Genomic DNA, 11,284 nt, shown 5'->3' on the forward strand with positions numbered 1-11,284 from the left:
AATTAGATGTTATAATAAAATTTAATTTACGTATAATTTATAATTATTTGACATTTTAGAGTTGAGTTTCATAGACATTTACTTAGATAATAAATAAGTGTGTATAAGAATACTAATAAAAGTTAACTCATGAAAATGTTGAGTCTAGTTGATTTTAAAGAAAGCGGGAATGTAAATGATATATGAGGCAAAAATACATACAAGAAAAAAATTAGTTTCTATGTTCGAGGATTTTAATAATGTTGTTCTACTTTCTTATTTACAAGGACATATGGGCAATGCCTGGGTGAACGATCTTGAAAACCCGACAGTAGCGCAAATTACGGTAGGGATTTTCACATTTTACGCTGGGGATCCAAATGCAAAAGAGACAGAAGAGTTATTACGTAACATCCCTGAAAGAATTTTAGTAATCGTAAATAGTGATCAATGGAAAAAGCGTTTAGAAACATTCCATGAAAGAAAAATAGATAAGTTTTTACGATATAAATTTAAAAGAAATACAGAAGTGTTTAATCGCTCAAAATTACAATCTTTTATAACTGCACTTCCAAAAGGATATGAATTAAGAAAAATAGATGAGCATATCGCAAATAATCCAACATTACACAACGTTTCTGAAGATTTTACAAGTCAATTTCGATCAATAGATGATTATGTAAATCGAGGTATAGGTTATAGCATTTTGTATAATGGAGAAGTCGTATGCGGTGCATCATCATATAGTATTTATAATGATGGTATTGAAATTGAAGTTGCTACTGATCTTGATCATAGAAGAAAGGGATTGGCAACTGTAGTTTGTGCGACCTTAATATTGGATTGTTTAGAAAAGGGGAGGTATCCAAACTGGGACGCAGCGAATAGTACTTCTGTCAAATTAGCAGAAAAGCTAGGGTATGTTTTTGATAAGGCATATGATACTTATTTTGTAAATAATAAGTGAATGAACGGGAGCGTGTACGGATTGTACAACGTCATAAGACTAGTAAATTAACGTTTAGTAGTCTTATTTTTTATAATTGCAAACAAAAACTAAACTATCCAAAGATAAAAAGGTATTAAAAGAGATGTTAATAAATGAAATTAAGGGAAAAGAATGACGACAAGATTGGTTTCCTAAGAAGAGTTGATAAATTTTAGTGAAAAATTTGAGAATAAAACAATGATATTAATGATAAGGATGAAGGGATTCCGCAAGAATTTGGGTATAAAAACCGACTTTTTTTAGTCGGTTTTTATTTTTTTCAACAGTAGAGTGATACTAATATTGATTTTTCTTCTATTACTAGTGAATATAATTAACACATCAGTTCCTACTTCCACGATGAGGGTTCAGAAATTCTCTTTTTATATAGGTAGATAATCATAAAGGCTTAATATATTAAGTTATGTGTGCTTAACTAACAATAAATTTGCTATTTTTTTGTAAATGATGAAAGTAACTATTATACAAACCCACGCATTAATAGAAGAGATACATATACAGTATAGAGAGTTAAAAAACTCCAAAATATTGTATAAAGGAGATTATAAAATATGAGCGAACAATGCCCAATTAATGTACCATGTCAGGTAGATGGACAAACTCAAACGCCATTAAGTGATGCAGCTGCAACACCAATTCTTACTCCAGGAACACCGATTGTAAAAATACCAGTTGTATTAGCAGAAAGAACAATTCAAATTGTTGTAGAATCTGATATTTCATTAGATCCTCCAGCAACTGAGATTAAACGTGTGTTAAAAAATGTATTTTTAACACAATGTAAGTTAGTTCCTGTAGCATTTACTCCAGTACCAGGTACAAATTACCGCCGAGTTACAAGAGCAAAATTATTTGTACAAGGATATATTCGTAAAAATATTGAATATGCAAATGATGAGTGTAATGGAGTGCTATATGATCGTATTGCAAATGTTCCATTTTCTGGTTTTGCAGATTTAACAGCAGCTGATTTTCTATCACAAGCTGTAGTAGCTTCTTCCTCAGATACTACATCTCACTTTATTAATCCTAAAAATGGTGATTTACCACGTTTAGACAAATACTTCTTCGAAAATACAGTTTTTTATAATGAGCAACCATATTGTGAATTAGTAAGCGCACAATTTTTCGAATTAGACTTTTCACCTTGTCCAACAGAATTAAACGAGCCATTTGGAACTCTTCGTGAAAAAATTGTACTAGATCTTACTTTAAAAGTTTTACAAGTACAACAAGTACAAGTATAAGACTAAAAAAGCATTGTCTTTAATAAAAAGACAATGTCTTTTTTATTATTATAAAACATATATAATGATGGAATGGTCGCGTACAAAAAGCATATTTTTATGAATTTCATCAGATGGGGGGATGGTGATGAATAAGCCATGGGTTGGTAAGGAAATATGGAACAAAGTTTACAAATGGAAAATGCTGAATGTTCAAGATGATTCGCGCGAAATAAGAGAAAAAAAGGAAAGTAAAGAAATAGAGTCAAAAAAAGAAGATAAAGCAATGGGGATAGAGAAAGAAAGTAAAGAAACAGAGTCAAAAAAAGAAGATAAAGTAATTGGAATAGAGAAAGAGAGTGAAAAAACTGGATTAACAAAAGAAAATAAAGCGATTGGATTAGAGGAAGAAGAGGTGAAAATTGAATCAGTAAAAGAATATGAAGAAAGAGAATTAGAGAAAGAAGAAATAGCAATTGAATCAAACAAAGAAAGTGAAGAGACTGAACCAGCAAAAGAAAATAAAGTGATTGGATTAGAGAAAGTAGAAGTAGCAAATGAATCAGAGAAAAAAAGTAAAGAAACTGAATCAAAGAGAGAAAGTATAGGTTTAGGATCAAAAATAGAGACTTCAGTGCATTCAATGGTAGTGAAAACGCCATTTTCTATTATTTCAGAAGTGTCTAGCTTTAAAGTATTTCCAAAAATAAATGTGAAAAATCAAGATGCATTTGTATTTCGAAATGAAAAAGATGCGGAGGGGCGTGAATTAGATTCTAAGTTATTAACTACAGTGCAACAGTATCATTCGGAGGCTTATTGTAAATTAGTTTCTTTAAATCTTCATGAAAAGAGAGTGCTTGTTGAATTATATAATCAAAAAGTTAAAGGGAATAATGAAGAGAATAAGGTAGAGACATCTTCATGGATTCCTATTCACAGCATAATATTAGAGAGTGAAAATGGGGGAGAAGTAAGTAATTATATAACAGCCAGACTACCAATAGAAATAGGAAGATATAAAGGTGAAATTAGTTTACGAGAAAAAGTGGTATTTACAGAAAAAGTGATAGGAATAAAAGAGGTGGAACAGGAGATTATTTTGACAAAAACCGAATTTTTAGTACCAAAAGTAAAAAAGAATGGACAAAATAAATTTACAGTTGAAAAAGGGAGCTTATTGGTAGAAGGATATATATATCAATGTATTGAATACATATCAGAACAAAGTACATTTCATGACAATGTGTATCAGTTAGTACAAAATATTGTATTGGAATTAATCATTCAAGTGATACAAGAACAGGAAGTACAAGTGCGAATTACATAAAAATGATTATATTCCCTTGATTAGCTCATTATTTTTATTCGTAGCGTATCAATGCGTAATCTTTTGTAAATCATTCAGTGCTATAGAATATCCTCCAAACGGTTTATCCTCAATGAATTCATTTTAATATTTATGAAGGATGATATTATTGCTAGCTAGGATAGTTACTTAATTGTATGGATTTCTTCAGGTTTAAGTTTTAAAAAGGTGCTAACAAGTTTGTCAACGAACTTGCTAACACTTATTTAAAACGGACATAAAATTGGCGTAAATGTTGTTTGATTAATGAAGCTAATTAAATAACATAGATAATTACATCTTATAACCTAGGGTGTAATATAAAGTATATTCACTCCTTTTTTACAAAACTCACAATTTAAATAGTAAAACATGTTTATCGTAATTTTCCAAACACCAATTATATTTTTTTAGAATAATTGGGTGGACGTCTTCTTCTGTAGTATCGACTTCAGTATAGCCGTATTTTTTATAAAAGCTTTCTAGTTCTTCAAAAGGAAGACAATACACATTTTGTATTTGTAATTTTTTCGCAGTTCGTACTAAAAATGAAACAAGTTCTCCAGCTAATTGTAGACCCCTGAATTTAGGAAGAATGAAAATTCCACCCATTTCAATTGTATCTTCATCTATTTGGACTAAACGTCCAACACCCGCATACTCTTTGTTGTATGTAATGATCGCAACCTTATCTCGTGATAAATCACTCGGTACAAATCCGATTGATTCGTATTGGTTATTAATCCATTCTATATCATTAGGTATAGCTAGTTGAATTCCCATTTTTAGGCCTCCATTTGAAATGTTTTAATATTTCTATTATATAAAGAACGATACGAGTTGTAATTCATAATTGGCACAATAAATTATGAAAATAGGAGAAAACGGTATCATTTTTAATAATAGTTCAAGTTTTGAAGAAGAGTGCATATAATATAAAGTCTTTTCCTTTCTTCATTTAAGTTTTACGTATATAATTTAAAAGTACTATTTTTATTTTATATTTTTTATATTTATAACAGAATAGAGGTTTAAAAATGGGTGTTAAAATCATTACGGATAGTGCGGCGGATTTACCGGTAGAATTGCTGCAAGCATATGATATTGATTTAATTCCACTCCGTGTATATGATGAAGCAGAAACAGAGTATTTAGATGGGGTTACATTAAAATCGGTTACATTACTGCAAAAAATGAGAGAAGGTGCAGTGTATAAAACGTCACTGCCTTCACTTGAAACATTCCAAGAAAAATTTGTTTCTTATGCAAAAGAAGGTAATCCTTGTATATATTTGGCTTTCTCATCTGAACTGTCCGGTACATATCAATCGTCAGTTCTCATTAAAGAAGAAGTGAAAGAAACATACACTGATTTAGATTTAGAAATTATTGATACAAAATGTGCCTCACTCGGTCAAGGTATTGTCGTATTAGAAGCTGCAAAAATGGCGAAAGAGGGCGCATCAAAAGAAGAAATATTAAACCGTGTCGCTTTTCTAATGAACCATATGGAACATATCTTCACTGTAGCTGACTTGCAGTACCTAGTGAGAGGTGGGCGTTTAAGTAAAGTAGCTGGTTTTATCGGTGGTTTATTAAACATTAAGCCGATCTTAAATGTGGATGAAGGGAAACTTGTACCACTTGAAAAGGTAAGAGGGAAAAAGAAAGTATTAAGCCGCATTGTTGATATTATGGAAGAGCGTGGGAAAGACCTTAAAGGTCAAACAATTGGTATGACTCACGGTGATGATCTAGAAACTGCCGAAGCATTAAAAGCATTAATTACTGAAAGATTCGGCTGTGAAGTATTTATCGTAAATACAATTGGAGCTGCAATCGGAGCGCATACAGGACCTGGTGCGTTAACATTGTTCTTCTTAAATGAAGTAGAGTAAAGGATTGATCTTTTGATCAATCCTTTTTTTTATTCTATTATAATTGTTTTATGTAAATAAAAAATATGTAATTATTTCTTCACTTTCTCTTTAAAAGGTAAGAAGGTAGATAGGAAAGTAATGATAACTAGTCCAAAGCTGACTCTTTCAGTTTGATCAATTACTAAGTCATTTTTCCACTGATAAAGGAAAGAAGCGATTATTAAAAGTAAAGCAGCGCCTCCAACATATCTTACTATTTTTCGTGCGGATTCATCTTTAAGTCTTACAATCATGTTTATCATCCTTTCGAGTTTACTAAATAATTCGACAAACTAATTACTAGGAAGTGATATTGATAATTCATCTATTAAGCTTAATTAATTTATTTTGATATACAATAGATGTCTTTCATGTACTAGGTAAATGTAATTAACCATACGATCTAATTTAAGATGGATAGTTTACATGTCGTTAAATCTTTTCATTAAGTTTATCGTAATTCAAGTATATGACGCTGTCTTTGTTAATAACAAGTAGTAAAATTGCATGAAAAAAATGGACAAAAAAACTTGTTATATGTGAAGTCGCTTGTAGATCAAGCTTCGCAAATGATACCAAGTCAGGTCGAAATGCAAGATCCTGAAGATTATATTTATTATTTAAAATCTCGAGGTTATTATTTTTATAATAAACAAGACTACATTGCTGCGCATGATATTTATGTACAGGCTGAGAGTTTACTTGGAGTAGAAGAAACTGAACAACATGCTCATATATACTATAATTTATGTCATGTATATAAGGAGCTTTATAAAGATAAAAGTATTAGTCGTTTGTATGCCTTAAAAGCTTTCAATATATACAGAAAAAACGGTATGCAGAAAAACGTAATAAATGCACTTTTAATGCTTGCCGTATTGTATATTATGGATGAGTTATATGACAAGGCACTTGAAATTTTACAGCAGGTAGAAAATAGTTTGGCTACTAATGGTGATTCAAAGTATTTACCTATCATTTCTTATGATTACGGGAAAATTTATCAAGGTTTGAAAGACTATACGAATGCCATTAAATACTATGAAGAAACTTTGGAGTTAAGTGAATTTTTATCGGAGAAAGATCAAAAGGTGTATGCATTACGAAATATGATAGAGGTGTACATAGAACTTAAAGATTGGAAAAATGTTAATAAAGTTATGGATGAAGCATTTCATTTTATATCGATTTATGATGTACCAATTGCACATGTCCAACTATATGGTTTGAAAGCTAAAATATTCAAAATACGTGGAGATTATTATGAATATGAGAAAAATATACAAAAAGCAATTGACGTGGGAGTAGAAAAAAAGCAACATCGCTTAGTTGCTGAATTATCCTATGAGTTAGGTAACTTTTATAATGAAAATCGCTCTTATAAATTATCTGCGAAGTACTTTAAAATTTCAGCTGAAAATAAAATGGATTAAAACAGGTTTTCAGTAATATGTTTTCTCAGATTATTAATTAAAAGAGGTTCCCACGCATTAATGGTTCTGTATGGGAAGGAATCACAAAATAAGAATTTCGTATAGGAAGAAATAGAAAATGAAATATCAAATTACATTCATATAAGTTTGAACATTTCAAGATATTAAAATTTTGATAGTTCATATATAATAGTGAAAAGAGTAGATTTTTGTAACTATTTGTAAAAAAAGAAGGGTGCAAAATGAATAAAATAATACAAGCCCAATCTCAATGGGATTTGGACAGGCTATATCCTCAAGAACAAAACTTCACGTTTTCTATAGAAACGATAGAAAGATTAAAAATTGAATATAAAGCAACAAAAGACTCAGTAATCCTTTCATAACTTATAGAGGCTATCGAAAAAGCAGAGTATTACTTATATTGCCGTGCTGCTGAAGATGAGAAGCATCCTGAAAATACTTTACTAAGTGTAAAAGTAAATCAATTAAAGAAAGAAGTTCAACTATTAATAGAATCTAGTAAGGGACAAAGTGTTAATACAAATCATTCAAGTATTAAACTAATAGAAAATGAATTAAAAGCTTGGGAAGATATGTATACACAATTAAGAAATAAAATAGAAGTAATACACGATAAAGAGACTTTATCATTTGGACAAGCAAATTACGTTGCGATGAATAGTGATGATCATAATGAAAGATTAATAGTATTTGATTCTCTTACAAATGCTTTGAATAAGGAAAAAGATATCTTCGCTACTGTATTGAATCAAATAGGAAGATTACGTCATGCTAAAAGTGATGAAATGGAAGGGACAGAGATTTTAAAACAATCACTACAAGCAAATGGCATCTCTGAAACTGCATTATCCCAAATGTGGAATGCAACGGAACAAAATCTTACGAAGCTAGTAATTGCGTTAAACGGTTATAAAAAAGGAAAGAATTCAATTACATGGTACGAGCTAATGACATGGAAAGAAAGTAATGAGACTGTTATTCCTTTTTCAGTAGCAGTAAAAAACATATATGATGCACTAAAAAATATAGATGAAGAATTGGCACAGTTCGCACAGAATGCAATAGCAAATGGATGGGTAGATGCTGAACCGAGAGATAATAAACCACCAGGTGGGTTTTGTGCTCCTTTTTTCAGTGAAAAAGAATCCCGTATTTCAATGCGTTATGATGGAACAATTGATAGTGTAAGAGTACTTGCTCATGAATTAGGACATGCTTGGCATTTTTATGTTATGAGTTTGGAACAATCTACTTCATTTTTAGATGATTACCTGCCAATGAGTACAGCAGAATCAGCGTCTATTTTCTTTGAGATGGTGCTCGTAGATCACTTAATAAAAACAGCAGAATGTACAGAAATGAAAAAGGCATTGCTTAGCTGGAAAATTAGAAATAGCTTTAATTATGTTATGGCAATTCGTGCATCGTTTCAGTTCGAAAAGAGTTTTTATGAAAAAAATAAAGAAGGTCCTATAAGTGCTGATGAAATTGAGAAATTATCTATAGCAGCGCAAGAAAAGGCATACGGAAATGCACTAACAGAATATCAGCCATTTGTTTGGATGAAATACGTTCAGTTTTATATAGCAGATGTTCCTTTTTATAATTATCCATACACATTTGGTTATTTAGTAAGTTTTAGTTTACTAGAATTAGCGAAAGAAAATAAAAGTGAATTTCATTTGAAGTATAAAGAATTTTTGCGAGAAACGGGAAAAGCTCCAGTTGAAGAACTTATGAAAATACATTTTGAAATTGATCTAACAAATTATGAATTTTGGAATAAAGCTTTTATACAAATAAATAAAGATATTGATGAATATTTGCAACTTATGTAGGGGAGAACAAATTAATAAAGGGGACTACATACATGAACAGAATCGGCATTATCGGAGCAATGCAAATCGAAATAGACTTACTATTAGAAAAACTACTTATTAAAGAGGAACATACTATTGCGGGAATACCTTTTTATAAAGGAAACTTCATGGATACAGAAATTATTATTACGCGATGTGGTGTAGGAAAGGTAAATGCTGCCGCATGTACACAAATTTTAATTAATAAATTTGATGTGGATTCTATCATTAATACAGGTATTGCGGGTGGATTACATCCGGATGTGAAAATTGGTGATCTAGTTATTTCTACAAATGTTACGCATCATGATGTTAATAAAAATCAAATGAAGAATCTATTTCCGTTTCAAGAAGTGTTTCATGCAAGCAAGGAATTAAGAGATTTAGCCCGAAAAGCTGTTAATAGTAGTAGTTTAAATATTACTGTTCATGAAGGAAGAATCGTCAGCGGAGAATGCTTCGTCGAGGATTCAAAATTAAAGGAGCAATTAGTCACTGAATATGTACCTCATTGTACAGAAATGGAAGGGGCAGCAATTGGACATGTTGCTTATATAAATGACATACCGTTTCTCGTTTTGAGATGCATTTCTGACAGTGCAGATGATTCAGCGCAAGTTTCATATGATGATTTCGCGAAAACCGCAGCGAATTATTGCTCAGAAATTATTGTTGAGATGCTTAAAAATATTTCGATTAAAGCTGTATTGTAGTTCATAAGTAAAGAATGGGAGAGAATATCATGTTACAAGCACTAATTTTCGATATGGATGGAACTTTATTTCAAACAGATAAAATTTTAGAGTTATCACTAGATGATACATTTGATCATTTACGGTCACTACAATTATGGAATACGATAACACCAATTGATAAATATCGTGAAATTATGGGTGTACCTTTACCTAAAGTTTGGGAAGCTTTATTACCTAATCATTCTAATGAAGTAAGGGAACAAACAGATGCATATTTTTTAGAAAGACTAATTGAAAATATAAAGAGCGGAAATGGTGCTTTATATCCGAATGTAAAGGAAGTTTTTAGTTTTATAAAAGAAAATAATTGTTCTGTTTACATTGCTAGTAATGGTTTAACGGAATATTTACAAGCAATCGTATCTTATTATGATTTAGACCAATGGGTTACGGAAACATTCAGTATTGAACAAATACACTCGCTAAATAAAGGTGACTTAGTAAAAAGTATTTTGATGAAATATGATATAAAAGAGGCAGCGGTAGTTGGGGATCGTTTATCGGATATTAATGCGGCAAAAGATAATGGTCTAATTGCAATTGGATGTAATTTTGATTTTGCACAAGAAGATGAACTTGCTCATGCTGATTTAGTAATTGATGATTTAATGGAACTGAAGGGGATATTACCAGAATTGAAGAATACGTACATAACAAAATGAATAAGTTCACATTCAAATGAATGCTCAGGATAATATATTCTTGGGCATTTTTATTTTTCAAAAAGATACATTTGGATAGAGAAAGTGGGGGATTAAGCTGGAAGATATACAAATTAAGCAGATTGAAGATTTGTTTAAATATGAGATTAATCACCTTATTCAAGAAAGTACAAAAGAGGGATTTAACTTCTTAATAAAACTAATAAATGAATATGAAAGTAAAAGAAATACATTTAGTAAAACGGGCGAATGTTTATATGGCATTTTTCGAGGTGATACGTTAATTGGAATCGGGGGATTAAATCAAGATCCGTATACGAAAGTTAATAAGATTGGCCGATTGAGGAGATTTTATATTTCAAAGGATTATCGGCGCATCGGATTAGGGAAGTTGTTATTAAAGAAACTATTAAGACATGCGGAAAAGTATTTTCACGTTGTTGTTCTACATTCGGATACAAAGCAAGGTGAGGAGTTTTATAGCGGAAATGGATTTGTAAAAATCGGAAATTATAAAGGTTCAAGTCACCTGATAAGATTGTAGAAAGGTTCTATACTCAAGTATGGAACCTTTCTTATGCAATTACATCTTAACATTCATTTGTTTCAATAAACCCTTAGGATCACCTTTTACATAATAAAAATGCGGATTATTTTCATCATCGTAAAGCATAATATAAGGTTTTTCATTAAGCGGGAGAAGAATAAGTACCTCATCAATTGTTGTATGTAACCATTGATTTGTAATAGAAACTGGTTTAGATAAAGGGATTTTTATCATGTGACCATCTTTTGGAACGACGTTTAAGTTTTTGAACGGGCCAGTAATGTATTTAGCATATTGAACAGCTTCTTTTTGAATAGCTGGATCTAAAGATTGTTTTTGAACGACCATTTCTTTTTTACAATCAAATACTTCAATTTGTTTATTTGTATTTGCGAACGCATTTGTTGATAATAAAAAGAAGAGAAGAGTAATGACTCCTATTTTTTTGAACATGAAATAACACCTCACACTTACTATACCCTCAAACGTTGTAAATATTTTTATGTCACATTGATGTAACAAA

10 protein-coding genes and 2 pseudogenes are annotated in these 11,284 nt (G+C 30.8%); 9 read left to right on the forward strand and 3 right to left on the reverse strand.

Translation table 11 applies throughout. The features are described from left to right. Positions 1 to 175 precede the first annotated feature (175 nt). The 3 genes from BG05_RS17415 (at position 176) to BG05_RS17425 (ending at position 3,544) form a co-directional block, all read left to right on the forward strand. Entirely contained in the window at positions 176 to 946 is a 771-nt protein-coding gene (locus BG05_RS17415; RefSeq protein ID WP_003189734.1) for a GNAT family N-acetyltransferase, read from the forward strand. Positions 947 to 1,539: 593 nt separating this feature from the next. After that, positions 1,540 to 2,235, forward strand: a complete 696-nt coding sequence (locus BG05_RS17420) for a CsxC family protein (RefSeq protein WP_002013348.1) — start codon at positions 1,540 to 1,542, stop codon at positions 2,233 to 2,235. A 127-nt stretch (positions 2,236 to 2,362) separates the two neighbouring features. Then, positions 2,363 to 3,544 carry a BC_2427 family protein gene (locus BG05_RS17425; protein WP_033734035.1) on the forward strand — a complete coding sequence of 394 codons (1,182 nt, stop codon included), beginning with the start codon at positions 2,363 to 2,365 and terminating at the stop codon, positions 3,542 to 3,544. 369 nt (positions 3,545 to 3,913) lie between these two features. Here BG05_RS17425 and BG05_RS17430 read toward each other — a convergent pair whose 3' ends face one another. Continuing rightward, a complete protein-coding gene (locus tag BG05_RS17430; RefSeq protein WP_003189740.1) occupies positions 3,914 to 4,345 on the reverse strand; it encodes a GNAT family N-acetyltransferase in 432 nt (143 codons plus the stop codon). 254 nt (positions 4,346 to 4,599) lie between these two features. Here BG05_RS17430 and BG05_RS17435 point away from each other — a divergent pair, with 254 nt between their 5' ends. Then, positions 4,600 to 5,460, forward strand: coding sequence for a DegV family protein (locus tag BG05_RS17435; RefSeq protein WP_000538291.1), 861 nt, complete (start codon positions 4,600 to 4,602; stop codon positions 5,458 to 5,460). 71 nt (positions 5,461 to 5,531) lie between these two features. Here the strand turns inward: BG05_RS17435 and BG05_RS17440 are convergent, their stop codons facing one another. Beyond that, positions 5,532 to 5,735 (reverse strand): hypothetical protein, encoded by a 204-nt coding sequence (locus BG05_RS17440; protein WP_002127795.1) that lies wholly within the window; start codon positions 5,733 to 5,735, stop codon positions 5,532 to 5,534. A gap of 267 nt (positions 5,736 to 6,002) precedes the next feature. On the opposite strand from BG05_RS17440, the pseudogene BG05_RS17445 reads away from it, so the two are divergent. The 5 genes and pseudogenes from BG05_RS17445 to BG05_RS17465 form a co-directional block, all read left to right on the forward strand. Continuing rightward, positions 6,003 to 6,914, forward strand: a pseudogene (locus BG05_RS17445) (tetratricopeptide repeat protein); the annotation flags it as partial. A gap of 242 nt (positions 6,915 to 7,156) precedes the next feature. Next, positions 7,157 to 8,776 (forward strand): annotated as a pseudogene (locus tag BG05_RS17450) (M3 family metallopeptidase). A gap of 32 nt (positions 8,777 to 8,808) precedes the next feature. Continuing rightward, the gene (locus BG05_RS17455) at positions 8,809 to 9,510 is read left to right on the forward strand and encodes a 5'-methylthioadenosine/adenosylhomocysteine nucleosidase (RefSeq protein ID WP_002012931.1); all 702 of its coding nucleotides are present in this window, start codon (positions 8,809 to 8,811) and stop codon (positions 9,508 to 9,510) included. Positions 9,511 to 9,539: 29 nt separating this feature from the next. Then, positions 9,540 to 10,214, forward strand: coding sequence for an HAD family hydrolase (locus tag BG05_RS17460; RefSeq protein WP_016120368.1), 675 nt, complete (start codon positions 9,540 to 9,542; stop codon positions 10,212 to 10,214). A gap of 130 nt (positions 10,215 to 10,344) precedes the next feature. Next, positions 10,345 to 10,758, forward strand: coding sequence for a GNAT family N-acetyltransferase (locus tag BG05_RS17465; protein ID WP_003189750.1), 414 nt, complete (start codon positions 10,345 to 10,347; stop codon positions 10,756 to 10,758). A gap of 39 nt (positions 10,759 to 10,797) precedes the next feature. On the opposite strand, the gene BG05_RS17470 is transcribed toward BG05_RS17465, so the two are convergent. Next, entirely contained in the window at positions 10,798 to 11,214 is a 417-nt protein-coding gene (locus BG05_RS17470; protein WP_002012934.1) for a hypothetical protein, read from the reverse strand. Between the last annotated feature and the right edge of the window lie 70 nt (positions 11,215 to 11,284).

Source organism: Bacillus mycoides, from assembly GCF_000832605.1.
Taxonomy (GTDB): Bacteria; Bacillota; Bacilli; order Bacillales; family Bacillaceae_G; genus Bacillus_A; species Bacillus_A mycoides.